The 25,600-nt window shown below is 62.3% G+C and carries 25 protein-coding genes and 2 tRNA genes; 5 read left to right on the top strand and 22 right to left on the bottom strand.

The annotated features are described in order from the left end of the window. The 19 genes from I554_RS0102275 to I554_RS0102185 all read right to left on the bottom strand — a co-directional run bounded on the left by I554_RS0102275 (position 1) and on the right by I554_RS0102185 (position 18,909). Positions 1–804, bottom strand: a complete 804-nt coding sequence (locus I554_RS0102275) for a biotin--[acetyl-CoA-carboxylase] ligase (RefSeq protein WP_024575302.1) — start codon at positions 802–804, stop codon at positions 1–3. After that, complete coding sequence (nuoN, locus tag I554_RS0102270; protein ID WP_024575301.1) at positions 804–2,231, bottom strand: NADH-quinone oxidoreductase subunit NuoN; 1,428 nt, start codon at positions 2,229–2,231, stop codon at positions 804–806. Before nuoN ends, I554_RS0102275 begins: the two co-directional genes overlap by 1 nt. 15 nt (positions 2,232–2,246) lie before the next feature. Then, entirely contained in the window at positions 2,247–3,755 is a 1,509-nt protein-coding gene (locus I554_RS0102265; RefSeq protein ID WP_024575300.1) for an NADH-quinone oxidoreductase subunit M, read from the bottom strand. Next, positions 3,755–5,830, bottom strand: a complete 2,076-nt coding sequence (gene nuoL, locus I554_RS0102260) for an NADH-quinone oxidoreductase subunit L (protein ID WP_024575299.1) — start codon at positions 5,828–5,830, stop codon at positions 3,755–3,757. Before nuoL ends, I554_RS0102265 begins: the two co-directional genes overlap by 1 nt. A 92-nt stretch (positions 5,831–5,922) precedes the next feature. Next, a complete protein-coding gene (gene nuoK, locus I554_RS0102255) occupies positions 5,923–6,231 on the bottom strand; it encodes an NADH-quinone oxidoreductase subunit NuoK (protein WP_024575298.1) in 309 nt (102 codons plus the stop codon). Beyond that, entirely contained in the window at positions 6,228–6,866 is a 639-nt protein-coding gene (locus tag I554_RS0102250) for an NADH-quinone oxidoreductase subunit J (RefSeq protein ID WP_024575297.1), read from the bottom strand. The genes nuoK and I554_RS0102250 overlap by 4 nt, the downstream gene beginning before the upstream one ends. A 9-nt stretch (positions 6,867–6,875) precedes the next feature. After that, positions 6,876–7,364, bottom strand: a complete 489-nt coding sequence (gene nuoI / locus I554_RS0102245) for an NADH-quinone oxidoreductase subunit NuoI (RefSeq protein WP_002711590.1) — start codon at positions 7,362–7,364, stop codon at positions 6,876–6,878. A 7-nt stretch (positions 7,365–7,371) separates the two neighbouring features. Beyond that, on the bottom strand, positions 7,372–8,412 hold the full coding sequence (gene nuoH, locus I554_RS0102240) for an NADH-quinone oxidoreductase subunit NuoH (protein ID WP_024575296.1): 1,041 nt from the start codon (positions 8,410–8,412) through the stop codon (positions 7,372–7,374). Between the two features lie 10 nt (positions 8,413–8,422). Next, on the bottom strand, positions 8,423–10,498 hold the full coding sequence (gene nuoG, locus I554_RS0102235; RefSeq protein ID WP_024575295.1) for an NADH-quinone oxidoreductase subunit NuoG: 2,076 nt from the start codon (positions 10,496–10,498) through the stop codon (positions 8,423–8,425). Between the two features lie 5 nt (positions 10,499–10,503). Then, entirely contained in the window at positions 10,504–11,829 is a 1,326-nt protein-coding gene (gene nuoF / locus I554_RS0102230) for an NADH-quinone oxidoreductase subunit NuoF (protein WP_024575294.1), read from the bottom strand. 10 nt (positions 11,830–11,839) lie between these two features. Further along, the gene (locus I554_RS0102225) at positions 11,840–12,019 is read right to left on the bottom strand and encodes a hypothetical protein (RefSeq protein WP_024575293.1); all 180 of its coding nucleotides are present in this window, start codon (positions 12,017–12,019) and stop codon (positions 11,840–11,842) included. Further along, complete coding sequence (nuoE, locus tag I554_RS0102220; RefSeq protein WP_024575292.1) at positions 12,016–12,654, bottom strand: NADH-quinone oxidoreductase subunit NuoE; 639 nt, start codon at positions 12,652–12,654, stop codon at positions 12,016–12,018. Before nuoE ends, I554_RS0102225 begins: the two co-directional genes overlap by 4 nt. Positions 12,655–12,704: 50 nt before the next feature. Then, complete coding sequence (locus tag I554_RS0102215; protein ID WP_024575291.1) at positions 12,705–13,676, bottom strand: FkbM family methyltransferase; 972 nt, start codon at positions 13,674–13,676, stop codon at positions 12,705–12,707. Then, entirely contained in the window at positions 13,676–14,884 is a 1,209-nt protein-coding gene (locus I554_RS0102210; RefSeq protein ID WP_029659784.1) for an NADH-quinone oxidoreductase subunit D, read from the bottom strand. Before I554_RS0102210 ends, I554_RS0102215 begins: the two co-directional genes overlap by 1 nt. Then, complete coding sequence (locus tag I554_RS0102205) at positions 14,884–15,522, bottom strand: NADH-quinone oxidoreductase subunit C (protein ID WP_024575289.1); 639 nt, start codon at positions 15,520–15,522, stop codon at positions 14,884–14,886. Before I554_RS0102205 ends, I554_RS0102210 begins: the two co-directional genes overlap by 1 nt. Positions 15,523–15,528: 6 nt before the next feature. After that, positions 15,529–16,125: an NADH-quinone oxidoreductase subunit B gene (locus tag I554_RS0102200; RefSeq protein WP_024575288.1), complete on the bottom strand. Its 597-nt coding sequence runs from the start codon at positions 16,123–16,125 to the stop codon at positions 15,529–15,531. Then, the gene (locus I554_RS0102195) at positions 16,116–16,481 is read right to left on the bottom strand and encodes an NADH-quinone oxidoreductase subunit A (RefSeq protein WP_024575287.1); all 366 of its coding nucleotides are present in this window, start codon (positions 16,479–16,481) and stop codon (positions 16,116–16,118) included. The genes I554_RS0102200 and I554_RS0102195 overlap by 10 nt, the downstream gene beginning before the upstream one ends. A 282-nt stretch (positions 16,482–16,763) precedes the next feature. Beyond that, positions 16,764–17,855 carry a tartrate dehydrogenase gene (locus tag I554_RS0102190; protein ID WP_024575286.1) on the bottom strand — a complete coding sequence of 364 codons (1,092 nt, stop codon included), beginning with the start codon at positions 17,853–17,855 and terminating at the stop codon, positions 16,764–16,766. Positions 17,856–18,030: 175 nt separating this feature from the next. Further along, a complete protein-coding gene (locus I554_RS0102185) occupies positions 18,031–18,909 on the bottom strand; it encodes an NmrA family NAD(P)-binding protein (protein ID WP_024575285.1) in 879 nt (292 codons plus the stop codon). Between the two features lie 96 nt (positions 18,910–19,005). On the opposite strand from I554_RS0102185, the gene I554_RS0102180 reads away from it, so the two are divergent. The 5 genes from I554_RS0102180 (at position 19,006) to I554_RS0102160 (ending at position 22,275) form a co-directional block, all read left to right on the top strand. Beyond that, the gene (locus I554_RS0102180) at positions 19,006–19,476 is read left to right on the top strand and encodes a MarR family transcriptional regulator (RefSeq protein WP_244432701.1); all 471 of its coding nucleotides are present in this window, start codon (positions 19,006–19,008) and stop codon (positions 19,474–19,476) included. 81 nt (positions 19,477–19,557) lie between these two features. Next, a tRNA-Asp gene (locus tag I554_RS0102175) sits at positions 19,558–19,634 on the top strand. Between the two features lie 273 nt (positions 19,635–19,907). After that, positions 19,908–20,207 carry an HU family DNA-binding protein gene (locus tag I554_RS0102170; RefSeq protein WP_024575283.1) on the top strand — a complete coding sequence of 100 codons (300 nt, stop codon included), beginning with the start codon at positions 19,908–19,910 and terminating at the stop codon, positions 20,205–20,207. A gap of 245 nt (positions 20,208–20,452) precedes the next feature. Then, complete coding sequence (gene pepT, locus I554_RS0102165) at positions 20,453–21,697, top strand: peptidase T (RefSeq protein WP_024575282.1); 1,245 nt, start codon at positions 20,453–20,455, stop codon at positions 21,695–21,697. Continuing rightward, entirely contained in the window at positions 21,694–22,275 is a 582-nt protein-coding gene (locus I554_RS0102160) for a hypothetical protein (RefSeq protein WP_024575281.1), read from the top strand. The genes pepT and I554_RS0102160 overlap by 4 nt, the downstream gene beginning before the upstream one ends. Positions 22,276–22,402: 127 nt before the next feature. Here I554_RS0102160 and I554_RS0102155 read toward each other — a convergent pair whose 3' ends face one another. The 3 genes from I554_RS0102155 to lon form a co-directional block, all read right to left on the bottom strand. Beyond that, positions 22,403–22,711, bottom strand: a complete 309-nt coding sequence (locus tag I554_RS0102155) for a YciI family protein (RefSeq protein ID WP_024575280.1) — start codon at positions 22,709–22,711, stop codon at positions 22,403–22,405. A gap of 97 nt (positions 22,712–22,808) precedes the next feature. After that, positions 22,809–22,885: transfer RNA gene (locus I554_RS0102150), tRNA-Val, on the bottom strand. 146 nt (positions 22,886–23,031) lie between these two features. Next, a complete protein-coding gene (lon, locus tag I554_RS0102145; protein WP_024575279.1) occupies positions 23,032–25,461 on the bottom strand; it encodes an endopeptidase La in 2,430 nt (809 codons plus the stop codon). Positions 25,462–25,600 lie beyond the last annotated feature (139 nt).

Genomic DNA, 25,600 nt, shown 5'->3' with positions numbered 1-25,600 from the left:
TCAGGCTGCTCCAGACGATTTGGCGGATCCGAAATGGACATCGCCGGCGGCGATGGGCGTGCGCTTGCCGTCATGGCCGGCGATGATCAGGCATCCGGTCTCGTCGATGGTTTCGAAGATACCCTCGACGCTTGTTCCGCTCGACTGGATCGAGACCGCCTCGCCGAGCCCGGCCGCGCGATCCAGCCAACGGCTGCGGATTTCACCGAAGCCCCGGCCGTTGTCCCAGATGCCGCGAAACTCGGCCCATGCATCGGACAGCGCCATGAACAGGTCCCCGGCCCCCGCAGTGATGCCGAGCGCCGCCAGCGAGGTTGCCGGATACGGCGTCCCTTCCGGCGCGGAGATTACGTTGGTTCCCATGCCGACGGCGACGCACAGATCGCGCCCAAAGGTTTCGGCTTCGAGCAGGATGCCGGACAGCTTTTTGCCGTTTGCCAGAACATCGTTCGGCCATTTCAGCAGAAACTGGACGGACGCCCCTGATCGCATCCGGTATTCCATGCTCATCGTCTGCAAGGCAGCTTCGAGCGCGAGCCCGGCAGCAAATCCCAGCGTCGCGGCGACAGGTGGCTGAACATCAACCGATTCAAGAATGGTCGCGGCAAGGTTTCCCCGCGGAGAAACCCATTCGCGCTGGCGGCGGCCACGTCCGGCGGTTTGCAGATCTGTCACCAGCCAGAGAGGCCCGCGCTCGCCTGCCCTAGCCCGCTCGAGCGCCTCGGCATTGGTCGAACCAATGCTGTCGAACGCCTCAACGCGATAGTTCTGGGCTCTGGCCCGTGGACCGAGCGCGAACGCCATTAAAACAGCGACTTCGCGGCCACCGTGGCAGCATTCACCAGCGGCGCGGGATAGACGAAGAACAGCAGGTTGAAGATGCCGGCGACAGCCAGCACCACCCGAAGCTCGATACGCATCGGCTCCATCCCTTCCTTCGGCTCGTCGAAGTACATCACCTTGACGATGGTGAGATAGTAGAACGCGCCCACCACGCTGGTCACCACGCCGATCACCGCGAGCGTAAACAGCCCCGCCTTGATCGCAGCCAGGAACACATAGAACTTCGCGAAGAAGCCGGCGAGCGGCGGAATGCCAGCCAGCGAGAACAGTAACATCGCAAAGAAGAACGCCAGCATCGGGTTGGTCCGTGACAGGCCCGCGAAATCGCTGATGGTTTCGACCGCCCGGCCATTGCGCTTCATGGCCAGGATGATGGCGAAGGTGCCGAGCGTCATGGCGACATAGATCGCGATATAGACCAGCACCCCCTGCGCGCCCTGCTGCGTTCCGGCAGCGAGACCGACCAGCGCAAAGCCCATGTGGCCGATGGACGAATAGGCCATCAGGCGCTTGATGTTCTTCTGGCCGATGGCCGCGAACGAGCCCAGCGCCATCGATGCGATGGAGACGAACACCACGATCTGCTGCCACTGCGGCACGATTCCGGGGAACGCCGTCAGCGCCACGCGGGTGAACACGGCGAGCGCGGCGACCTTCGGCGCGGACGCAAAGAACGCGGTGACAGGCGTCGGTGCGCCTTCATAGACGTCCGGCGTCCACATGTGGAACGGCACCGCGGAGACCTTGAAGCAGAGACCTGCCAGCAGGAACACCAGTCCGAACACCAGGCCGATGTTGCCGCTCTTCGCTTCCGCGGCGATGCCTGCGAAGCTCACGGTGCCCGTGAAACCGTAAATCAGCGACGCGCCGTACAGCAGCATGCCGGACGACAGCGCGCCGAGCACGAAATACTTCAGGCCCGCTTCCGTCGATTTGGTGTCGTCGCGATGGCTTGCGGCCACGACGTAAAGCGCAAGGCTCATCAGCTCGAGGCCGAGATAGAGCATGATCAGGTCGCCGGCGGAGATCAGCACCATCATGCCGGTGGTGGAGAGCATCACCAGGATCGCATACTCGAAAATCTTCGCCTGCTCGGCGAGGTACGCACGCGACAGGATCAGCGTGACGCCGGAGCCGATCAACGCCAGGATTTTCAGGAACCGCGCATAGTCGTCGACGATGAAACTGCCGCCGAAGGTGGTCAGCTTGCCAGCCGGCAGCCACAGTTCGAGACCGCCCGTCACAACGAGCAAAACCACAGCGATGCCGGTTACCAGCGACGTCGTCTGCGGTCCGCGAAACGCGCCGAGCATCAGGAGCGCCATGGCGCCAGCGGCCAGCACCAGTTCCGGCAGTACGGGAAGCAGCGAATATCCTGCGAAAGTCATCGACCGGGTGTCCCGTTACTGAACCAGCGCCGCCGCTTTCACGGCGGTGATGGCGGTGTTGTAGTTCGTGACGAGCTGCTGCACCGAGGCCGCCGACATATCGAGGACCGGCTTCGGGTACACGCCAAAGAGAATGGTGAGAATGACCAGCGGCGCGAGAATAATCCCTTCCCGCAGCGTCAGATCCTTGATGCTGGCGAGCGACGGCTTGTCGAGCAGGCCGAACACCACCTTGCGATAAAGCCACAGCGCATAGGCCGCCGACAGGATCACGCCCAGCGCGGCCACCGTCGCAGTCGGAATGCTGACCTTGAACGTGCCGATCAGGGTCATGAACTCGCCGACGAATCCCGATGTGCCCGGCAGACCGACGTTCGCCATGGTGAAGACCATGAACACGAAGGCATAGAGCGGCATCCGGTTCACGAGGCCACCATAGGCGGCAATCTCGCGGGTGTGCAGCCGGTCGTAGACCACGCCGACACAGAGGAACAGCGCGCCCGAGACGATGCCGTGCGACACCATCTGGAACACGCCGCCGGCGACGCCCTGCATGGTGCCCGCGAAAATGCCCATGGTGACGAAGCCCATGTGAGCGACGGACGAGTAAGCAATCAGCTTCTTGATGTCTTCCTGCATCAGCGCGACCAGCGATGTGTAGACGATCGCAATCGCAGACAGCGTGAAGACCAGCGGCGCAAAGTCATGTGACGCCAGCGGGAACATCGGCAACGAGAAACGCAGGAAGCCGTAGCCGCCCATCTTCAGGAGAATCGCCGCCAGCACGACGGAGCCCGCGGTCGGTGCTTCGACGTGTGCGTCCGGCAGCCAGGTGTGCACCGGCCACATCGGCATCTTCACTGCGAACGAGGCGAAGAACGCCAGCCACGCCCATGTCTGGAGGCTGCGCGGCACGGCGGTGTTCATCAGCGTCGGGATGTCGGTGGTCCCGGCGTTCAGATACAGCGCCATGATGGCGAGCAGCATCAGCACCGAGCCGAGCAGCGTGTAGAGGAAGAACTTGAAGCTGGCATAGACCCGGCGCGGGCCGCCCCAGACGCCGATGATGAGGAACATCGGGATAAGGCCGCCTTCGAAGAACAGATAGAACAGCACGAGATCGAGCGCGGAGAACGTACCGACCATCAGCGTTTCGAGGAACAGAAACGCCATCATGTATTCGCGCACGCGCAGCGTGACCGACTTCCAGCTTGCCAGGATGCAGAACGGCATCAGCGCCGTGGTCAGGATCACGAACGGCAGCGAAATGCCGTCGACGCCCATGTGATAGGTGATGGTGTTGGCGAGCCACGGCGCCTTCTCGACGAACTGGAAGCCGGGATTCGACGGATCGAACCGCATCACCAGAATGAGCGACACCGCGAAAGTGATGATCGTGGTCCACAGCGCGATCCAGCGCGCATTGCCGCGCGCGGCTTCGTCGTCACCGCGGCTGAGGTAAATCAGGATCGCGCCGACGATCGGCAGGAACGTGACGACGGAAAGAATGGGCCAGGTTGTCATCATTGGCCCCCGAGACCGAAGATAAACCACGTGATGAGACCGGCCACGCCGATCAGCATCGCGAATGCATAGTGATAGAGATAGCCGGTCTGGAGCCGGACGACGTTGCGCGTGACATCGAGCACGCGCGCGGATACGCCGTCAGGACCGAACCCGTCGATGATGAAGCCGTCGCCCTTCTTCCACAGGAAGCGCCCCAGCCACTTGGCCGGCCGCACGAATAAGAAGTCATACAGCTCGTCGAAGTACCACTTGTTGAGCAGGAAACGGTACAGGCCCGGATGCTGGTTCGCGAGTTCGACCGGCAGATAGGGCTTGCGGATATAGAACAGCCACGACACGAAGAAGCCGACCACCATCATCACCGTCGGCAGGAACGCAATCGTCGCCGGAATATGATGCATCTCCTCGATGATCTTCGGATTCATCTTCAGCGACTCGCGGAAGAATTCATGAATGCCGTGGCCCGCGAACAGTTCCTTGAACGGGAAGCCCGCGAGGATCGAGCCCACCGCCAGCACCGCGAGCGGGATCAGCATGGTGTACGGGCTCTCGTGCGCGGCCTCGTAGTGCTTCTGGTCGTGCGGCTCGCCATGGAACGTCTTGAAGATCAGGCGCCATGAATAGAAGGAGGTGAGGCCCGCGGCGATCACGGTGCAGAGAAAGCCGTAAAGAGCGAACGGATTGTGCGCCACGAAGGCGGACTCGATGATCGCGTCCTTGGAGAAATAACCGGCCGTCAGCGGGAAGCCCGTCAGCGCCAGCGTGCCGATCACCATGGTGATGTAGGTGAACGGGATCTTGTCCTTCAGGCCACCCATGTTGCGGATGTCCTGCTCGTGATGCATCGCGACGATCACCGAGCCCGATCCCAGGAACAGCAACGCCTTGAAGAAGGCGTGGGTGAACAGGTGGAACATGCCGACCGAATAGGCCCCTGCTCCCATGGCCACGAACATGTAGCCGAGCTGCGAACAGGTCGAATAAGCAACGATGCGTTTGATGTCGTTCTGCACGAGGCCGATGGTGGCGGCGAACAGCGCAGTGGTCGCGCCGACCAGCATCACGGCGGCCTGCGCGTTCGGAGCGAGTTCGAACAGCGGCGACAGGCGCGCCACCATGAACACGCCGGCGGTGACCATGGTCGCGGCGTGGATCAGCGCCGACACCGGCGTCGGGCCTTCCATGGCGTCCGGCAACCAGGTGTGCAGCAGGAACTGCGCGGACTTGCCCATCGCGCCCATGAACAGGAACAGGCAGATCAGCGTGAGCGCATCGACGTTCCAGGCGAAGAAGTGAATGGTCTTGCCTGTCAGGCCGGGGGCCGCGGCGAAGATCGTGTCGAAATCGACCGAGCCGACCATCATGAAGATCGCGAAGATACCGAGCAGGAAGCCGAAGTCGCCGACGCGGTTGACCACGAACGCCTTGATGGCGGCGGCATTGGCCGACGGCTTCTGGAACCAGAAACCGATCAGCAGGTAGCTTGCCAGGCCCACGCCTTCCCAGCCGAAGAACATCTGCACGAGGTTGTCGGCGGTTACCAACATGAGCATCATGAAGGTAAACAGCGACAGATAGGCCATGAACCGCGGACGGTTCGGGTCCTCGTTCATGTAGCCGATCGAATACAGGTGCACGAGCGACGACACCGAGGTGACCACCACCAGCATCACTGCGGTCAGCGTATCGACGCGCAGCGCCCAGTTGACGACGAGATCACCCGAGCCGATCCAGGTGAAAAGCTGAGCGCGCGCGTCGTGATGCAGGAACCCGACATCGACCAGCGTCATCCATGACAGCGCGGCGGAAATCAGCAGCAGCGCGGTCGTGACGATCTCGGCGGTGCGTGAGCCGGCCGCCGGCGGTTCGACCGGACCATGATCGTCATGCCCGTGGTCGCCGTGTCCGTGATCGTCATGGGCCGCGTGAGCGTGAGTTGCGCCGTGCCCGTCATGACCATGGGCGTGATCCATCTCGTCGCCGCTCGGATTGCGTGCATGGGCGCCCAACAGCGCCACCGCGCCCGCAATGAGCGCGCCGATCAGCGGCAGGAAAACAATAGCCTGAATCATGGCGCGATTCTCTCAAGACGCATGATCTGGTCCGAAAACCGGTGTCCACCCGCCGGGTCGTTGCCCGAGGGCATGCTTTTCGGGATCATGCGTTAACCCTTCATCAGATTGATGTCTTCGACCGCGATCGAACCGCGATTCCGGAAGAACACCACCAGTACGGCAAGCCCGATCGCCGCTTCAGCCGCGGCAACCGTCAGCACCAGAAGCGCGAACACCTGCCCCACGATGTCGCCGAGGAACGACGAGAACGCCACCAGGTTGATGTTCACGGCAAGCAGAATGAGTTCGATCGACATCAGGATGACAATGACGTTCTTCCGGTTCAGGAAGATGCCGAGAATGCCGATCGTGAACAGGATAGCGGCGACCGCGAGATAGTGACCGAGACCGATTGTCATCGCACCCACTCCCCGGAGTCCGCGTCCTGAAGTCCCTGCCCCGGCGCGACCTTGCGCACATCCATCGCAGCAGCCTTGGTGCGCGCGTTCTGTGCGTTGATGTCCTGCCGCTTCACGCTCGGCTTGTGCCGCAGCGTGAGCACGATGGCGCCGATCATGGCGACCAGCAGCACCAGACCCGCCAGTTGGAAGTAAGGCAGATACTTCGTGTACAGCACGAGGCCGAGCGCCTCTGTGTTGGTGACCCCGCCGGGGATCGGAGACGTGATCGCCTTCGAGATCGTTGGGTTGATCGCCCAGCCAAGCGCCACAAGAAGCAGTTCGGCGAGGAACACCGCGCCGATCAGCAGGCCGACCGGCAGATACTCGATGAAGCCCTGCCGGAGTTCGGCGAAGTCCACGTCCAGCATCATAATGACGAACAGGAACAGCACCGCGACCGCGCCGACGTAGACCACGATCAGGATCATCGCGAGGAATTCCGCGCCGAGCAGCATGAACAGTCCCGCCGCGTTCACGAACGCAAGGATCAGGAACAGCACGGAGTGCACAGGGTTGCGCGAAGTCACAACCATGATCGCCGACGCCACGCAGACGCCAGCAAAGAGATAGAAAAAGAGCGCGGGACCGATCATACCCTCACCTCACCGGTACGGCGCGTCGAGTTCGATGTTCTTCGCAATCTCGCGCTCCCACCGGTCGCCGTTGGCGAGCAGTCTCGCCTTGTCATAATAAAGCTCCTCGCGCGTTTCCGTCGCGAATTCGAAATTCGGGCCCTCGACGATGGCATCGACCGGACATGCCTCCTGGCAAAGCCCGCAATAGATGCACTTCACCATGTCAATGTCATAGCGCACCGTGCGGCGCGTGCCGTCATTGCGGCGCGGACCGGCTTCGATGGTAATGGCCTGCGCCGGACAGATCGCTTCGCACAGCTTGCAGGCGATGCAGCGTTCCTCGCCGTTCGGATAACGGCGCAGCGCATGCTCACCACGGAAGCGCGGCGAGATCGGCCCCTTCTCGAAGGGGTAGTTCAGCGTCGGCTTCGGTTTGAAGAAGTAGCGCATGGCGAGAACGAACGCCGAGACGAACTCTTTCAGCAGGAGCGAATTGGCTGTGGATGCTATGCCCATGATGCCCTCACTTCGGCGCCAGGTTCGCGAATTGCAGGACACCGGCGACGATGACGACCATCGCCAGCGACAACGGCAGGAAGACCTTCCAGCCCAGCCGCATCAGCTGGTCGTAGCGGTAGCGCGGCACGATCGCCTTCGCCATCGCGATCAGGAAGAACATGAAGAACAGCTTCAGCACGAACCAGATCACGCCCGGCACCCAGGTGAACGGCGCGAACGGGATCGGCGACAGCCAGCCGCCGAGGAACAGGATCGTCGCCAGCGCACACATGGTGCAGATCGCGACGTATTCGCCGAGCATGAACAGCAGATAAGGCGTCGAGCCGTATTCGGTCATGAAGCCCGCGACCAGTTCGGATTCCGCTTCCACCAGATCGAACGGCGGACGATTGGTTTCCGCCAGCGCCGAGACGTAGAAAATCACGAACATCGGGAACAGCGGCAGCCAGTACCAGCCGAGAATGCCGAGCTTGGTGTCCTGCGCCGCGACCACCGCCGTCAGGTTCAGCGAACCGACGCACAGCAGCACGGTGATGATGACGAAGCCGATGGAGACTTCGTAGGACACCATCTGGGCTGCGGAGCGAAGCGCGGCAAGAAACGGATACTTCGAGTTCGACGCCCAGCCGGCCATGATGATGCCGTAGATCGACAGCGACGAGATCGCGAAGATGTAGAGAATGCCGACATTGATGTCGGCGATCACCCAGTTGAGATTGACGGGGATCACCGCCCACGCAGCCAGCGCCAGCACGCAGGTCACCAGCGGCGCAAGAAGGAACACGGCCTTGTTCGCGCCGTCCGGAATGGTCGGCTCCTTCAGCACGAACTTCAGAAGGTCCGCGAAGGATTGCAGCAGACCCCATGGACCCACCACGTTGGGGCCGCGGCGGATCTGCACCGCCGCCCAGATCTTGCGGTCGGCCAGCAGAATGTAAGCGATGGCAACCAGCAATAGCACGAGCAGCAGCAGGCTCTGCGCGACCATGATGATGATCGGCCACAGATAGCCTGTCCATAACTCGCTTGCGAAGAATTCGGTCATCGGGTCACGCTCACTCCGCCGCCGTTAGAATCTGCCCGGAGGCGAGCTTGGAACATTCGGCCATCACTGCGGATGCCCGCGCAATGGGATTGGTCAGGTAGAAGTCCTCGACCGGGCTCTTGAAGGCGCCCTTCTCGACCGAGCCGCCGCGCGCCGCAAGCGCTTTCACGCCTGCCGCATCGCCCGCCTCGATCTGGTCGATCCGCATCAGGTGCGGTGCGGCCTTGAAGATCGCCTGACGCAGTTGCCCGAGCGAGTCGAACGGCAGCTTCTTGCCGAGAACATCGGACAGCGCGCGGATGATCGCCCAGTCCTCGCGCGCGTCGCCCGGCGGGAACGCGGCGCGGTTGGCCATCTGCACCCGGCCTTCGGTGTTGACGTAAAGACCGGCCTTCTCGGTATAGGCGGCACCCGGCAGGATCACGTCGGCGCGGTGTGCGCCCTTGTCGCCGTGCGTGCCGATGTAAACCACGAAGGTGCCATCCGCCGGGCTGACATCGTCTGCGCCGAGCGAGAACAGCACATCGAGCGTGCCGAACGCGGTCATCTGCGCGACGCTCAGGCCGCCCGCCCCCGGCGTGAAGCCGATGTCGAGCGCACCGACCCGCGAGGCAGCATTATGAAGCACCGCAAATCCGTTCCAGCCGTCCTTCAGCGCGCCGAGATCGACGGCGAGCTTGGCCGCCTGCGACAGCACCGCTGCGCCATCGTGACGGGCGGCAACGCCCGCGCCCACCAGCACGATCGGATGCTTCGCGCCCTTCAGGACATCGGCGAAGGAATGCTTGCCGGCAGCGAGGTCGCTCAGCGTATCGGTGCCCGCGCCGAGATGCTCGTAATCATAGGTCAGGTCGGCGCTGTCGCCGATCACGCCGATCTTGAGCGCGCCCGTGCGCCAGCGCTTGCGGATGCGTGCGTTGAGAACAGCCGCTTCCTTGCGCGGGTTGGAACCGACGATCAGCAGCGCGTCCGCCTGTTCGATTCCTGCGATAGTCGGATTGAAGATGTACGACGCGCGGCCCGCCTTCGGATCGAACCCACCGCCGTCCTGGGTGGCGAAATTCGCCGACCCGAATGAGGTGAGCAGTTCCTTGAGCGCGAACATCTCCTCGACCGCGGCGAGGTCACCGGCGATTGCGCCGGTGCGACGGCCGTCGGAGCGCGCAACCGCCTTGGCGATGGTCGCGAAAGCCTCGGTCCAGCTCGCTGCGCGCAGTTTGCCGTTCTCGCGAATGTACGGCCGATCCAGGCGCTGCGTGCGCAGACCGTCGACGATGTGGCGCGTCTTGTCGGAGATCCACTCCTCGTTCACGTTTTCATTGACGCGCGGCAGAATGCGCATCACTTCGCGGCCGCGTGTATCGACGCGGATCGCGGAGCCAATCGCATCCATCACGTCGATGGACTGGGTCTTGCCCAGTTCCCACGGACGCGCGGCAAATGCGTATGGCTTCGAGGTCAGCGCACCGACCGGGCAGATGTCGACGAGGTTGCCCTGCAGTTCGGACGTCAGCGCACTCTGGAGATACGTCGTGATCTCGACGTCCTCGCCGCGGCCGGTCAGGCCCAGTTCCGGCACGCCGCAAACTTCAGTGGTGAAGCGGACGCAGCGCGTGCACTGGATGCAGCGGTTCATCGAGGTCTTCACCAGCGCGCCGATGTACTTGTCCTCGACCGCGCGCTTGTTCTCCATGAAACGGCTGGTGTCGACGCCGTAACCCATCGCCTGATCCTGGAGATCGCACTCGCCGCCCTGATCGCAGATCGGGCAATCGAGCGGATGGTTGATCAGCAGGAATTCCATCACGCCTTCGCGTGCCTTCTTCACCATCGGCGATTTGGTCTTGACCGCCGGCAGTTCGCCGTTCGGACCCGGGCGACAGTCGCGCACGGCCCAGGCGCAGCTTGCGACCGGCTTCGGCGAACCGGCGACCTCAACGAGACACATGCGGCAGTTGCCGGCGATCGACAGCCGCTCGTGGTAGCAGAAGCGCGGAATCTCGGCGCCCGCCGCCTCGCACGCCTGCAGCAGCGTGTACTCGGCAGGAACGTCAATTTCTTTTCCGTCGACGAGAATTTTGGTCATCGCCATTACTCCGCCGCGACCATGTTGATCGGATCGAGAACGCCGACGTCATCGATGGTCGACTTGCGCGTGAAATCGTCAATGCGCCGTTCGATCTCCGGACGGAAGGCGCGGATCAGACCCTGGATCGGCCAAGCCGCCGCGTCGCCGAGCGCGCAGATGGTGTGGCCTTCGACCTGCTTGGTGACTTCCAGCAACATGTCGATCTCGCGCTTGTGGGCGCGGCCTTCGACCATGCGCGACAGCACGCGCCACATCCAGCCAGTGCCTTCACGGCACGGCGTGCACTGGCCGCAGCTCTCATGCTTGAAGAAGTAGGAAATGCGCGCGATGGCCGCGACCACGTCCGTCGACTTGTCCATCACGATGACGCCGGCGGTGCCGAAGCTCGACTTCACTGCGCGGGTGCCGTCGAAATCCATGATCAGATCCTGGCAATCCGCCGCCGGGATCAGCGGGCACGATGCGCCGCCGGGAATGATCGCCAGCAGATTGTCCCAGCCGCCGCGAATGCCGCCGCCGTGCTTCTCGATAAGTTCCCTGAACGGAATGCTCATGGCGTCTTCGACGACGCACGGCGTATTGACGTGACCGGAGATGCCGTAAAGCTTGGTGCCGACATTGTTCGGACGGCCGATGGCGGCGAACCACGCCGCGCCCCGGCGCAGGATGTCCGGCGCGACCGCGATCGACTCGACGTTGTTCACGGTGGTCGGGCAACCATAAAGACCGACGTTGGCCGGGAACGGCGGCTTCAGGCGCGGTTGACCCTTCTTGCCTTCGAGGCTTTCGAGCAGCGCGGTTTCCTCGCCGCAGATGTACGCGCCGGCGCCGTGGTGAACGTAAAGATCGAACGGATAACCGTGAACGTTGTCCTTGCCGATCAGCTTCGCCTCATAGGCCTGATCGACCGCCGCCTGCAGATGCTCGCGCTCTCGGATGAACTCGCCGCGCACATAGATGTAAGCGACATGCGCGCCCATCGCGGCGCTGGCAATCAGGCAGCCTTCCACCAGCAGATGCGGATCGTGCCGCATGATCTCGCGATCCTTGCAGGTGCCCGGCTCGGACTCGTCGGCGTTGACGACGAGATAGCTCGGACGTCCGTCGGCGTTGTCCTTCGGCATGAACGACCATTTCATGCCGGTCGGGAAGCCCGCCCCGCCGCGCCCGCGCAGGCCTGACGCCTTCATTTCGGCGACGATCCAGTCGCGGCCCCGGTCGATGATCGCCTTGGTGCCGTCCCATGCGCCACGGCGGCGCGCGCCCTCCAGGCCCCAGTCGTCGAGCCCGTAGAGATTGCGGAAGATGCGGTCCTTGTCGTCGAGCATGATCGCTACCTTAAGACCCCGAGCGCTTCGATTGCTGATAGGCGAGCCCGCCCGCCATCGCACCAAAGCCGATCGCCCAGAACACGGCGGACTGGAGTTCGGTTTTCAGAATGTAGAAATTCAGAAAGAAGATGAAGACGGCAGCGCAGGCCGCGTGAAGCGCGATGTAACGAATTGTGGCGCCGGTCATGACTTGTCTCCCTTCGGAGAACTCGCCGCTTCGCCGTTTAGCGAGGTCAGACCGGCGACCGGTGCCGCGAACTGGCGATCGATCTGCGGGCCGGGCTTGGGCGGATTGCCGGTCTCGAAGCCGTCGAGCACTCTGTTCAGACTATCCGGCGTCAGATCCTCATAGGTGTCCTTCCAGATCATCACCATCGGCGCATTCACGCAGGCGCCGAGGCACTCGACCTCTTCCCACGAGAAGTTGCCGTCGGCCGATACGTGGAACGGATCGTGATGGATACGGTTCTTGCAGACCTCGATCAGGTCTTTCGCGCCGCGCAGCATGCACGGCGTCGTGCCGCAAACCTGCACATGCGCCTTCTTGCCGACCGGCTCGAGCTGGAACATCGTGTAGAACGTGGCGATTTCCAGCACGCGGATGTAGGGCATGTCCAGCAGGTCGGCGACCGCACGGATCGCAACCTCGGACACCCAGCCGTCATGCTGTTCCTGCACACGCCACAGGATCGGGATCACCGCGGACTGCTGACGGCCCGGCGGGTATTTCTCGATCTGGGCTTTCGCCCACGCCAGATTCTCCGCGCTGAACGCGAAGCTTGCGGGCTGCACCTCTTTCGGAGCCAAACGGCGGACGGCCATCGTTTAAGTCTTTCGATCTTTCATTGCGCCAAGTCTTGTTGCGTCAAATCTCATTGCGTCATGGCGCGGCGCGCGTTGCCTGAATTCATGCTGTAGATACGCTGCTCCCAGAACGCGCTCGAGGTCGCGAACACGTTATAGCCAACGTGCGAGGCGACCTTGATGCGGTCGAGCGTGGACAACTGGGTCAGCGCTTCGAAGCGATCCGTTGCCGGATCGTGGATGATTGCCTTCATCGGCGTCTGCTCGAGAATGTAGCGCGACACGCTGTGGGTCGGATCGTTGCCGTGTTCCTCGCAGACCACGACCGAATCCGTCTCCAGAATCCGCTTGCCGCCCTTCATGGCATCGATCTCGACGCCTTCGACGTCGAGCTTGATGATGTATTTGCCCTGCGCCGGGATCTTGCCATCCTCGATCAGGTTATCGAGTGCAAGCACCTGCACCTCTTCGCCGCCCGCATCGGGACCGCCTGCGATGCTGAACGCCTCGTGACGGTCGCCCGACAGGCGCGCCGTGCCGCGTGCGGAGCCGATGGCGGCGTTGATCGCCTCGAACCGGCCGTTGTTGATCTTCGCATTGTGCGCCAGCCGTGGATAATTCCGCGACGACGGCTCCATCGCGATCGACGGGCGCGAGCCGAAACGCTGGCTGGACACCATAACCGACCAGTAACCGTAGTTCGCGCCGCAATCGATCAGCGTATAGTTGACGTCCTTGGAGTCGAGCAGGAACAGTTCAAGCTCGTCCTCGTACTTGAAGGTGCGGTTGAGCAGCTTGCTCCAGTAGCCGTCGCCGTATGGGAATGAGAACGCAGCGTCCGGATTGAGCATGACATTGATGTCGCGCTCGGGAAGAAACAGCGTCTTCAGCAGATTGGCCGCGCTGTTGTAACCGCGATGGGAAATGTACGCGCCGACCTTCGATCCTGCGAGCAGCGCAAAGCCGATGCTGCGCTCCCACGGCGTCGCACCGGTCATTTCACCGGTGGTACGATCGAAGATGATCGGCTGCTGCGCCATCAGCGGTCCACCTCGCCGAACACGATGTCGAGCGAACCGAGAATGGCCGAGACGTCCGCCAGCAGATGGCCCTTGCAGATGAAGTCCATTGCCTGAAGGTGTGCGAAGCCCGGCGCACGGATCTTGCACTTGTACGGCTTGTTGGTGCCGTCGGCGACCAGAAACACGCCGAACTCGCCCTTCGGCGCTTCGACCGCGGCGTAGACTTCGCCGGCGGGGACGTGAACGCCTTCGGTATAGAGCTTGAAGTGGTGGATGAGCGCTTCCATCGAGCGCTTCATCTCGCTGCGGCGCGGCGGCGCGATCTTGTTGTCCTCGACGACAACCGGCCCCTGCCCCTCGGGCGCGCGCAGCTTCTCGATGCACTGCTTCATGATGCGCACCGACTGGCGCATTTCTTCCATGCGGATGCAGTAGCGATCGTAGCAGTCGCCGTTCTTGCCGATCGGAATATCGAAATCCATCTCGGCGTAACATTCGTAAGGCTGCGACTTGCGCAGATCCCATGCCGCGCCCGAGCCGCGCACCATCACGCCGGAGAAGCCCCACTCCCACGCCTGATCGAGTGTCACCACGCCGATATCGACGTTGCGCTGCTTGAAGATGCGGTTGTCGGTGAGCAGCGTTTCGAGATCGTCGACGACCTTGAGGAACGGATCGCACCACGCGTCGATGTCGTTGATCAGCGCAGGCGGCAGGTCCTGATGCACACCGCCGACGCGGAAGAACGCCGCGTGCATGCGCGAGCCGGAGGCGCGCTCATAGAACACCATCAGCTTTTCGCGCTCTTCGAAACCCCAGAGCGGCGGTGTCAGCGCGCCGACGTCCATCGCCTGCGTGGTCACGTTCAGCAGATGCGACAGGATGCGGCCGATCTCGGAATACAGCACGCGGATCAGCTGGCCGCGGCGCGGCACGGTGATGCCGAGCAGCTTTTCCGCCGCGAGGCAGAATGCATGCTCCTGATTCATCGGCGCGACGTAGTCGAGCCGGTCGAAATACGGAATCGCCTGAAGATAGGTCTTCTGCTCGATCAGCTTTTCGGTGCCGCGATGAAGCAGACCGATATGCGGATCGACGCGCTCGACGACTTCGCCGTCAAGCTCAAGCACCAGACGCAGCACGCCGTGCGCGGCCGGATGCTGCGGCCCGAAGTTGATGGTGAAATTGCGCTCGCCGGTAGCTTCGGCGTTCAGAACGTCGGTCATCAGCCACCTGCCTTTGGTGCTGGCGCCGACGCGGGCGCAGCGGCCTTCTCATCGCCCGGCAGCGCGTAGTCCGCGCCTTCCCATGGCGAGAGGAAGTCGAACTTGCGGAATTCCTGATTAAGTCGGACCGGCTCGTAGACAACGCGCTTCTCGGCGTCGTCGTAGCGGACCTCGACGAAGCCGGTCAGCGGGAAGTCCTTGCGCAACGGATGACCGTCGAAACCGTAGTCGGTCAGCAGGCGTCGCATGTCGGGATGGCCGATGAAGATCACACCGTACAGATCGTAGGTCTCGCGTTCGAACCAGTCCGCGCCCGGAAACACCGAGATGATCGACGGCACCTGCGTGGTCTCGTTCGCCTCGCCGCGCAGACGCAGCCGCGTGTTCAGCACCGGCGACATGAAGTGATAGATCACATCGAAGCGGTTCTCGCGGCCCGGATAGTCCACCGCCGTCACGTCGGTGACGTTCACGAAGCGGAAGCGCGGATCGGTCTTCAGCACGCGGACGACGTCCACGATCTTTGCAAGATCGACCGAGATCGCGAGCTGATTGAATGCAACCGAATGCCCGAGCGCCGCGCCGGGAAGCGCGGCCACGATCGTCTGGCCAAGAGCGTCTAGTTTCGCATCATCCATGTGCGATTACCGTTCAATCGTTCCGGTGCGCCGGATCTTCTTCTGCAACAGCAGCACGCCGTAAAGCAGCGCCTCCGCGGTCGGCGGACAACCCGGAACATAAATGTCGACAGGCACGATGCGATCGCAGCCGCGCACCACCGAATACGAGTAGTGATAGTAGCCGCCGCCGTTGGCGCACGACCCCATCGAGATGACGTAACGCGGCTCCGGCATCTGGTCGTAGACCTTGCGGAGCGCAGGCGCCATCTTGTTGGTCAGCGTGCCGGCGACGATCATCACGTCGGACTGGCGCGGCGAAGCGCGCGGCGCGAAGCCGAAGCGCTCGACGTCGTAGCGCGGCATCGATACCTGCATCATCTCGACTGCGCAGCATGCGAGGCCGAAGGTCATCCACATCAGCGAGCCGGTGCGCGCCCAGGTGATCAGGTCGTCGGTCGCGGCAACGAAGAAGCCCTTGTCGGACAGTTCGCTGTTGATCTCGAGAAAGTACTTGTCGTCCGCGCCGACCGGCTGGCCGGTACGCGGATCGAGAATCCCGGTTGCCGCCTGCGAGACCGCGGGCTGCATGATCGAAGGCGCCGTGTTGGGGCTCAATCCCATTCGAGCGCTCCCTTCTTCCATTCATAGGCGAAGCCGACGGTCAGCACGGCGAGGAACACCATCATCGACCAGAACCCGGCGAGGCCGAGCTTGCCGAATGCCACTGCCCACGGAAACAGGAAGGCGACTTCGAGATCGAAGATGATGAAAAGGATGGCGACCAGATAGAACCGCACATCGAATTTCATGCGCGCGTCGTCGAATGCGTTGAAGCCGCATTCATAGGCGGAAAGCTTTTCCGGATCGGGCTGCTGATAGGCGACGATGAACGGTGCGATCAGAAGCGCGAGACCGATCACGGTCGCGACTCCGATAAACACCACAAGTGGCAGGTAATTCTGCAGAATTCCGCCCATCGGCGATCCTCATGCTGCCCGAATTTGTCCCGCGGATTCGCGAAACATTGGAATGGTTCGAAAGGGATAGCGCAGCGCAACAGGGAGGGCAAGACAAGCTGTTTTGAGGCCTGATCCGCTCTGATCGCCGATCGGAAACCCGGTGGCACCGGGCCTCCCGGCACCCAAAGCTCCACCGATGGACCCATCTGCGGCGCTTATTAGCAGCGACGCGAGACGGGGGAACGACGCCGGGAACAACGCAGTCTACGACCTTCGGCGTAGACCGCGAGCATCTGCCTTTTATGACAGCAGACGCGCGATTTCCTTGCCGCATGCAACCGTGTCGGCCTGTCCGCCGAGATCGCGCGTCCGCAGCCTCTCGTCGGCCAGAACGGTCTCGATCGCCGACACAATCGCCTTGCCCGCTTCAGGCTCGCCGAGATGGTCCAGCATCATCGCGACCGACCAGATCTGGCCGACGGGGTTGGCGATTCCCTTCCCGGCGATGTCCGGCGCGGAGCCGTGAACCGGCTCGAACAGCGAGGGAAACTTGCGTTCCGGATTGAGACTGCCGGACGGAGCAATGCCGATGGTGCCGGTGCAGGCCGGGCCGAGATCCGACAGGATGTCTCCGAACAGGTTCGAGCCGACCACAACGTCGAACCAGTCAGGGTGCAGGACGAAGTTCGCGGCCAGAATATCAATATGATACTTGTCCCACTTCACGCCCGGATAGGCCTTGGCCATCTCCTCCACCCGCTCGTCCCAGTACGGCATCGTGATCGAAATACCGTTCGACTTGGTGGCAGAGGTCAGGTGCTTCTTGGGGCGGGTTTGCGCAAGCTCAAAGGCGAACTTCAGGATCCGGTCGACGCCGGTACGTGACATGACGCTTTCCTGAATCACCACCTCGCGGTCGGTGCCCGGAAACATCCGCCCACCGATGGACGAATACTCGCCCTCGGTGTTCTCGCGCACGACGAAAAAGTCGATATCGCCGGGCTTTCTGCCGGCCAGCGGCGACTTCACGCCGGGCATCAGGCGAACAGGCCGAAGGTTCACATACTGGTCGAACTCCCGGCGAAACTGGATCAGCGAGCCCCATAGCGAAATGTGGTCCGGCAGGATCGACGGCATGCCCACCGCCCCGAAGAAGATCGCATCGTGGCTGCCGATCTGGGTCTTCCAGTCGTCCGGCATCATCTTGCCGTGCTTCTGGTAGTAGTCACAGGAGGCGAAGTCGAAACTGTCGAGGGTCAGTTCAAAATTGAACTTCTTTGCCGCCGCTTCCAGCACCCGCAGCCCCTCGGGCACCACTTCCTTGCCGATGCCGTCGCCGGGAATCACGGCCAGCCTGTATTTCCTGTTGGTTCCGGTGCTGGTGGTCGGCATTAAACGTTTCCCCACATGATTTTGAGCGCGGTCGATCCTGCGTCGCCGGGCACCAATACAGGAGATAGCGTCCCGGCTGAAATGACAATCGTGCTGGGTGGGGATGCCCGTGGCGCGGCCGTAGGAGCGGTCGATCCGGCCCCGTGCGGCACGCGCCGTCCGGGGCCGGCCGAAGTCAGGCGGAAAATTCCGCCCGGTGGAGTTCGACGAACTCAGGAACCGTCAGAGGCGGACGCCCTGTGACACGCTCGATGATATCGTTGGTGCCGGCGAAGATGCCGTCCTGATAGTCCTGCGCCACTTCGCACAGGTGTTGAACCAGGTGCTGCGGCGCATGCAGGCTTTCAAGCTGCGCCTTGAAGTCCGGAATGGACTGCGCGATGTAGCTGATCTGCTTGCCAAGCACCGTGCTGACCTGTGCAGCGATCTCATGGTGGTTCATTTCGGTGGAACCGTAGAGAGGATAGGTCTTTCCGGCATGAGGTGCCGGGTCCCTCAAAATCGCAGCGATCAACCGCCCCTGATCTTCTCCCGCGATCGGCGCGTGACGCCCCTCCCCGAATGGCAGCACGATCTGGCCCGTCGAAGCGATCCCGCTGCCGCGGCCGAAATACAGAAGCCACTGGGCGAAGAAGGTCGGGCGCAGATGCACGACCGGAATGCCGGACCGATCCAGCATCCGTTCACAGACCCAGTGCTGGCGAGCCGCGTTGCTCTTGGCATCCGAACGCGCCGAAATCTGCGACATGTTCACGATGAACTTCACACCCGCTTCTGACGCCGCCTGCGCGAAATACGCTGTCGCATCGACCAATCCACTCCGGATCGGATAGACAAAATAAGCTGCCGTCACACCCCTGGTTGCGGCCCGCACGGCAGCGAGGTCCAGCAGATCGCCGACCATCACCTCCGCACCGAGGTCCCGCAACGCATCGGCCCGCGCGTCATCCCTGTGAACGAACGCCCGTACCTGGGCGCCCGCTTGTCTCAATTCGCGAACGGCGGCCTTCCCTGTCGAACCCGTCGCACCCGTCACCAGCATTAAATCGCTCATTTTCATCTCCTCCCAATATTAGGAGCATATGCTCCTATTATCCAAACCGGTCTTTGGCAAGGGCTTGACAAAAACAGGAGAATGTTCACCTAATTTTTGATCCCGGCTGCGACGGCCGGAACTCTTGAAACAGGAAGCGGACAGGTGATGGCGCAACCGGGACTGGACACGTGCAACTGCTTCGCCGTGCGCAAGGCGGCGCGCCGCATGACCCAGATCTACGACGCCGCGCTTGCGCCCTCAGGCGTGCGGGTGACGCAGTTCATGCTCCTGATGGCGCTGAACAAGGAAGGCGGCCTGTCGGTGAACCGGCTGGCCGAACTGATGGTGATGAATCGCACCACGATGGGGAAGAATCTCCGCCCCCTCGAACGCGATGGCCTCGTCGACGTCAGGGTTTCAAAAGAAGACCGTCGCAGCCGCGACATCCTGCTCACGCGAAAAGGCCGCTCCCTCCTCGACAAAGCTTATCCGCTCTGGCGGAACGCCCACGACAGCTTCGAACAGAAGCACGGCGCGAGGTTTGCGGAGCAATTTCGCTCCGTACTCAGCGCGGTCACAGGCTGATCGTGTAAAAAGTCTGCAGTGCTTGACTTGGCAGGGCGGCACCTTTAAGTCCGGGACCCTGCGGTCCGCTGATGCGGCCTTGCGGGAGTAGCTCAGTTGGTTAGAGCGCCGGCCTGTCACGCCGGAGGTCGCGGGTTCGAGCCCCGTCTCTCGCGCCAAATTATCTCATAAAAACAATCAGTTCCTACTTCGCACGTTCGCGCCGGACTACACCGTCCGTCCGGGATCGGGCCGACGCGCCGCGCCCGTTCCGAGGCCACATTTGCGAGGGTGTTGTTGCATTTCCCCTTGTGTGTCAGGCTCTTTTCCACCGCCGATTTAAATAAGGCGCTATTTACAGGCAAAACTCGTAGTCAGGACGCTCCCGAATCAAATAAGCCCTGATGTACCGTTGGTTTTGTGAAGCCTAGTATCCACGAGGAGGGCCAAATATGGCAAAGAAAGCAGCTACCCCAGCGACCATTACCCTGAAGCACCTTGCCGCTGCTCTCGCCGAAGAGCACGAGTTGTCGAAGAAGACCGCTGAAACCATCCTCGGCGACCTCGTCACCAAGATCACCAAGCACCTGAAGAAGGGCGAGCGTATCCGCATCGTCGGCCTCGGCATCCTCCAGGTTCGCAAGCGCGCCGCCCGTATGGGCCGCAACCCGGCCACCGGCGAAGCGATCCACATCAAGGCGAGCAAGAAGGTTGCCTTCCGCGCTGCCAAGGAATTGAAGGAAGCCGTCTAAGTCCGGCATCCAGACTTTAAGGCCCGACGCCATTCCGGTACCGCCGGGATGGCGTTTTTCATTGAGCCAGGGCAGGCAGCATTTCGCCGTCACCGACTGCTCGTCATTGCCGGGCTTGACCCGGCATTCCATCTTTCACGAAATGCATTTCACGTCATGGATACGCGGGTCATAGGCGAGCGGAAGCGATGCCGTTCTTCAAACGGCTATGCCCGCGTATGACGATCGAAACCGGAGCCACCATCTTGCCCGTCATCTTCTCTCATACCGTTCTTGACCGTTTCCTGCGTTACGTCCGCATCGACACCCAGTCCGACGCATCGTCACCCACCTGCCCGTCCACCGAGAAGCAGAAGGACCTCGGCCGCCTGCTCGCGCAGGAGTTGCGCGATCTGGGACTCGCCGACGCCCATATGGACGAACTCGGCTATGTCTATGCGACGCTGCCCGCCAATACCGCGAAAACCGTGCCGGTCATCTGCTTCTGCTCGCACATGGACACTTCGCCGGACTGCACCGGCAAGGACGTCAAGCCGCAGATCGTTCGCAACTATCAGGGCGGCGACATCGTCTTGCCCGCCGATCCGTCGCAGGTTATTCGCGCGGCGGACAATCCGGCGCTCAAAGACCAAATCGGCAGCGACATCGTCACCACCGACGGCACCACCCTTCTGGGCGCCGACAACAAGGCCGGCGTCGCCGAGATCATGGATGCCATGCAGGTCCTGATCGCCAATCCACAGATAAAACACGGCGCGATCAAAGTTCTTTTCACACCGGACGAGGAAATCGGCCGCGGAGCGGACAAGGTCGATCTCAAGAAGCTCGGCGCCGCGTTCGGCTACACCATCGACGGCGAAAGCGCCGGCCATCTCGAAGACGAGACCTTTTCGGCGGACGGCGTGACCATCACCATTCAGGGCGTCAGCATCCATCCGGGTTTTGCCAAGGGGAAGATGGAGCACGCGCTCAAGATCGCATCGCGCATCGTCGACCGGCTGCCGAGGGACCTTGCCCCGGAAACCACCGAGGGCCGTGAAGGCTTCCTGCATCCGGTCGGGCTTCAGGGCGGCCTCGACAGCGCGACGCTGTCGCTGATCGTTCGCGATTTCACCGTGCAGGGCCTGAAGGAGAAAGAGGCGCTGCTGGAAGACATCGTGCGCGGCGTCATCAAGGACTTCCCGCATTCGACCTATAAATTCGAGGTCAAGGAACAGTACCGCAACATGAAGGAGGTGCTCGACCGTCATCCGGAAGTGGTCGAGCATGCGCTGGAAGCGATCGGCCGCGCCGGACTCCAGCCCGTCCTGAGCAGCATCCGTGGCGGCACCGACGGCTCGCGCCTGTCATTCATGGGGCTGCCCTGCCCGAACATCTTCGCCGGCGAGCACGCCTTCCACTCACGCCTCGAATGGGTCAGCGTTCAGGACATGGAAGCGGCGGTGCGCACCATCGTCCATCTCGCCGCGATCTGGGAGGAAAAGGCATGATCCGGATTGTGAACCGCCTCGCCGCGGTGCTCTCGGTCGCTCTCCTTGTGCCGCTCAACGCACAGGCGCAGGACCAACGGTTTGACATCACCGTGACCGCGGATGCCACCAAGACCAACGGCAGCCCGTGGGACGGCGTGCCCCGGCTCGGCAATTCAAAGCTCAACCTCAATGCGGCGCCCGACATCGCCGTGTGCCTTGTGCGCGCCAATGCAAAACCCGAATGCCTGTGGCGGCCGCAAGGGCGTCGCCTTCTCTCGATGTGCCAAAACGCGCTGACCTGCAAATTCGACAATGTCGCGCTTGCGCCGCTCCCGATCGGGCTGGTGTTCGTCGATATCGACGCGCGCAATCACGACATCATCGACGTAGCCGTCCTTACCGACAGAACCGACGCTAAGGCGAATGAGGACATCGCGGATTCCCTGCGCACCGCGATGAGCGTGCTGACGCCGCACCGCTCCGAGGACACCAAGGAGCGTCTCGTTCGCGGCGCGAAACTGCTTGCCCTTGCCGATTGTGCCGGCGGCAAGCCCTGCCGCCTGACGCAATCGCAGTTCGTGCTGACGAGGCGCTAGCGCAAGCATAGTTCGACATCAGATGTGCTCCCTCTCCCCAGTGGGGAGAGGGTTGGGGTGAGGGGCTCTAGGTCTATCGAGAAATTCTACGCCCTCCGCGCTTCGCGCGTCGACCTCTCGAAGTGCCCTAGCCCCTCATCCGCAGCTGAAGCATCGGCAGCACCTCATAACGCGCGCCGATGTTGGCCTTGACCATCGGGTCCTCCGCAACGATGACGCGGACATCGTCGGCGCTCTCGTCGTCGGCCATCTCGAACAGCGACATGCCCCAGCCGCCCGCCGGATCGGCCACCGGCCCGTGCGCGACAACGCCGCCCTGCTCCAGCAAGGCCTGCAAGAACTCGCCGTGCGATTTCATCAGCACCTTTTGCTCGGGGGTCATGGTTTTGAGGAAGTCCGGCCCCGGAGGAATAAAGCGGCAAAGGAAGTACTTCATCGATCACTCCGCGCTGACAGCAGTGAGAGGGGTAAGGACTTCGCGATGCTAGGGCACGCAACATGGCGGCGCCATGACAGGATGGCAAGCGCATGGGTGGTAGGCGGTGACGGATTCGAACCGCCGACCCTCTCGGTGTAAACGAGATGCTCTAACCAGCTGAGCTAACCGCCCTCAACGTTCGCCGAACGAGCGACGATGTCCGCGTGTTTTAGCCGGGCGGACACCTTCGGCGCAACCCGGCATCGCCGTCATTTGAGGACATCGGACATAAAAACGGCGCCCGAAGGCGCCGTTTTATCATCAATTCAGCGTATCGCTCAGTGCGCGGTGGTCAGGCCGCCTGTGGCCTCATCGGCCTCAGGGGTTGCCAGCGCCTTGACGTCCTCTTCCCAGACGATCGGGGTCGGAACCCGCACCAGCGCCTTGGCCAGCACTTCGTCCATCCGCGCGACCGGGATGATTTCCATGCCGCCCTTGATGGCGTCGGAAATCTCCGTGAGGTCCTTGGCGTTGTCCTCAGGAATGAAGACCGTCTTGATGCCGCCACGTGCGGCCGCAAGCAGCTTCTCCTTCAGACCGCCGATCGGCAGCACCCGGCCCCGCAGCGTGATCTCGCCAGTCATGGCGACATCGTGCCGGATCGGAATGCCGGTCAGCACCGAGACGATGGACGTCGTCATCGCGACACCGGCAGACGGACCATCCTTCGGCGTCGCACCTTCCGGCACGTGCACGTGGATGTCGCGGCGGTCGAACAGCGGCGGCTCGATGCCGTAGTTGATCGCTCGCGAGCGGACGTAGGACGCAGCAGCCGAAATCGACTCCTTCATCACGTCGCGCAGGTTGCCCGTCACCGTCATGCGGCCCTTGCCGGGCATCATGACGCTTTCAATGGTCAGCAGCTCGCCGCCCACCTCGGTCCACGCCAGACCGGTCACAACACCGACCTGGTCCTCGCTGTCGATCTCGCCGTAGCGATACTTCGGCACACCGAGGAACTCCTCGACCACGGCCGCGGTCACCTTCACCGACTTCTTCTTCGAGATCATGAGTTCCTTCACACCCTTGCGGGCCAGTGTCGAAATCTCACGCTCGAGGTTACGCACGCCCGCTTCGCGGGTGTAGCGGCGGATCAGGAACAACAGCGCTTCGTCGTCGATCGACCATTCCTTCGAGTTCAGGCCGTGCTTGGCGATCGCGTTCGGGATGAGATGCTTGCGGGCGATCTCAACCTTCTCGTTCTCGGTGTAGCCGGCGATGCGGATGATCTCCATGCGGTCCATCAGCGGTCCGGGAATATTGAGCGTATTCGCGGTCGTGATGAACATCACGTTGGAGAGGTCGTAATCCACCTCGAGGTAGTGATCGTTGAACGTGCCGTTCTGCTCGGGGTCGAGGACCTCAAGCAAAGCCGACGACGGATCGCCGCGGAAGTCGGCGCCCATCTTGTCGATCTCGTCCAGCAGGAACAGCGGGTTCGAGGTCTTCGCCTTGCGCATCGACTGGATGATCTTGCCGGGCATCGAGCCGATGTAGGTGCGGCGGTGTCCGCGGATTTCCGCTTCATCCCGCACGCCGCCGAGCGATACGCGCACGAACTCACGTCCGGTCGCCTTCGCGATCGACTTGCCAAGCGAGGTCTTGCCGACGCCCGGAGGGCCGACGAGGCACAGGATCGGTCCGGTCAGCTTGTTGGCGCGGGACTGCACGGCGAGATACTCGACGATGCGGTCCTTGACCTTCTCAAGCCCGTAGTGATCCGAGTCGAGCACTTCCTGCGCGGCAACGAGGTCCTTCTTGACCTTGGACTTCTTGCCCCATGGAATCGACAGCAGCCAGTCGAGATAGTTGCGCACGACCGTCGCCTCAGCGGACATCGGAGACATCTGCCGCAGCTTCTTCAGTTCATGCGCCGCCTTCTCGCGAGCTTCCTTCGAGAGCTTGGTCTTGTTGATCTTCTCTTCGAGATCAGCAAGTTCGTCGCGGCCTTCGTCGTCGCCGAGCTCCTTCTGGATCGCCTTCATCTGCTCGTTGAGGTAGTACTCGCGCTGGGTCTTCTCCATCTGGCGCTTGACGCGCGAGCGGATCTTCTTCTCGACCTGCAGCACCGAGATCTCGCTCTCCATCAGGCCCATCACCTTCTCAAGGCGCTGGGAGACGGACAACGTTTCCAGGATAGTCTGGCGATCGGAGATCTTGACGGCGAGATGCGACGCCACGGTATCCGCGAGCTTCGCGAAATCCGTGATCTGCTGAACGACCCCCACCACTTCGGCGGAAATCTTCTTGTTCAGCTTCACATAGCTCTCGAAGTCGGACACGACCGAACGCGACAAAGCCTCCGCCTCGACGCTCTTGGCATCGACGTCGGCAAGGGCCACGGCTTCGGCCTCATAGAAATCGGAGCGATCGGAATACTTGCCGGCCTTCGCGCGCTCCAGGCCTTCGACCAGCACCTTCACGGTGCCGTCGGGAAGCTTCAGGAGCTGCAGCACGCTGGCGAGCGTACCGATCTCGTAAATTGCATCCGGAGCCGGATCGTCATCGGACGCGTTCTTCTGCGTCGCGAGGAAAATCAGCGCATCGTTCTTCATGACCTCTTCGAGCGCCTTGATCGACTTCTCGCGGCCGACGAACAGCGGCACGATCATGTGCGGGAAGACGACGATGTCGCGAAGCGGCAGCACCGGATAGGAGTGGCTTTCGCCGTAAACGATGACTGGACGAGGCTTTGAGGCAGTTGTCATGCCCATAATCCTTTTGTTGCGCCCCCTTGCACGCAATCCGCCTTTCCTGACGCGACTGCCACAAGGTGCCTTGTGTGCCGGACAAAGAAGGAGCTCTTTTGAGCCAGCAGCCGCGGTGCGGCCTCTCCCTGTCCGGGTA

Origin of the sequence: Afipia sp. OHSU_II-C1 (assembly GCF_000497575.1) — a bacterium.
In the GTDB taxonomy this organism is placed as follows: Bacteria; Pseudomonadota; Alphaproteobacteria; order Rhizobiales; family Xanthobacteraceae; genus Afipia.
The sequence above is the reverse complement of the archived record's forward strand: the minus strand, read 5'-3'. Positions and strand labels throughout refer to the sequence as shown.

Excerpts from the sequence above, each read along its gene's own strand:
- I554_RS0102275 (WP_024575302.1), bottom strand. The coding sequence starts at position 804 with ATGGCGTTCGCGCTCGGTCCACGGGCCAGAGCCCAGAACTATCGCGTT.
- nuoN (WP_024575301.1), bottom strand. The coding sequence starts at position 2,231 with ATGACTTTCGCAGGATATTCGCTGCTTCCCGTACTGCCGGAACTGGTG.
- I554_RS0102265 (WP_024575300.1), bottom strand. The coding sequence starts at position 3,755 with ATGACAACCTGGCCCATTCTTTCCGTCGTCACGTTCCTGCCGATCGTC.
- nuoL (WP_024575299.1), bottom strand. The coding sequence starts at position 5,830 with ATGATTCAGGCTATTGTTTTCCTGCCGCTGATCGGCGCGCTCATTGCG.
- nuoK (WP_024575298.1), bottom strand. The coding sequence starts at position 6,231 with ATGACAATCGGTCTCGGTCACTATCTCGCGGTCGCCGCTATCCTGTTC.
- I554_RS0102250 (WP_024575297.1), bottom strand. The coding sequence starts at position 6,866 with ATGATCGGTCCCGCGCTCTTTTTCTATCTCTTTGCTGGCGTCTGCGTG.
- nuoI (WP_002711590.1), bottom strand. The coding sequence starts at position 7,364 with ATGGGCATAGCATCCACAGCCAATTCGCTCCTGCTGAAAGAGTTCGTC.
- nuoH (WP_024575296.1), bottom strand. The coding sequence starts at position 8,412 with ATGACCGAATTCTTCGCAAGCGAGTTATGGACAGGCTATCTGTGGCCG.
- nuoG (WP_024575295.1), bottom strand. The coding sequence starts at position 10,498 with ATGACCAAAATTCTCGTCGACGGAAAAGAAATTGACGTTCCTGCCGAG.
- nuoF (WP_024575294.1), bottom strand. The coding sequence starts at position 11,829 with ATGCTCGACGACAAGGACCGCATCTTCCGCAATCTCTACGGGCTCGAC.
- I554_RS0102225 (WP_024575293.1), bottom strand. The coding sequence starts at position 12,019 with ATGACCGGCGCCACAATTCGTTACATCGCGCTTCACGCGGCCTGCGCT.
- nuoE (WP_024575292.1), bottom strand. The coding sequence starts at position 12,654 with ATGGCCGTCCGCCGTTTGGCTCCGAAAGAGGTGCAGCCCGCAAGCTTC.
- I554_RS0102215 (WP_024575291.1), bottom strand. The coding sequence starts at position 13,676 with ATGGCGCAGCAGCCGATCATCTTCGATCGTACCACCGGTGAAATGACC.
- I554_RS0102210 (WP_029659784.1), bottom strand. The coding sequence starts at position 14,884 with ATGACCGACGTTCTGAACGCCGAAGCTACCGGCGAGCGCAATTTCACC.
- I554_RS0102205 (WP_024575289.1), bottom strand. The coding sequence starts at position 15,522 with ATGGATGATGCGAAACTAGACGCTCTTGGCCAGACGATCGTGGCCGCG.
- I554_RS0102200 (WP_024575288.1), bottom strand. The coding sequence starts at position 16,125 with ATGGGATTGAGCCCCAACACGGCGCCTTCGATCATGCAGCCCGCGGTC.
- I554_RS0102195 (WP_024575287.1), bottom strand. The coding sequence starts at position 16,481 with ATGGGCGGAATTCTGCAGAATTACCTGCCACTTGTGGTGTTTATCGGA.
- I554_RS0102190 (WP_024575286.1), bottom strand. The coding sequence starts at position 17,855 with ATGCCGACCACCAGCACCGGAACCAACAGGAAATACAGGCTGGCCGTG.
- I554_RS0102185 (WP_024575285.1), bottom strand. The coding sequence starts at position 18,909 with ATGAGCGATTTAATGCTGGTGACGGGTGCGACGGGTTCGACAGGGAAG.
- I554_RS0102170 (WP_024575283.1), top strand. The coding sequence starts at position 19,908 with ATGGCAAAGAAAGCAGCTACCCCAGCGACCATTACCCTGAAGCACCTT.
- I554_RS0102160 (WP_024575281.1), top strand. The coding sequence starts at position 21,694 with ATGATCCGGATTGTGAACCGCCTCGCCGCGGTGCTCTCGGTCGCTCTC.
- I554_RS0102155 (WP_024575280.1), bottom strand. The coding sequence starts at position 22,711 with ATGAAGTACTTCCTTTGCCGCTTTATTCCTCCGGGGCCGGACTTCCTC.
- lon (WP_024575279.1), bottom strand. The coding sequence starts at position 25,461 with ATGACAACTGCCTCAAAGCCTCGTCCAGTCATCGTTTACGGCGAAAGC.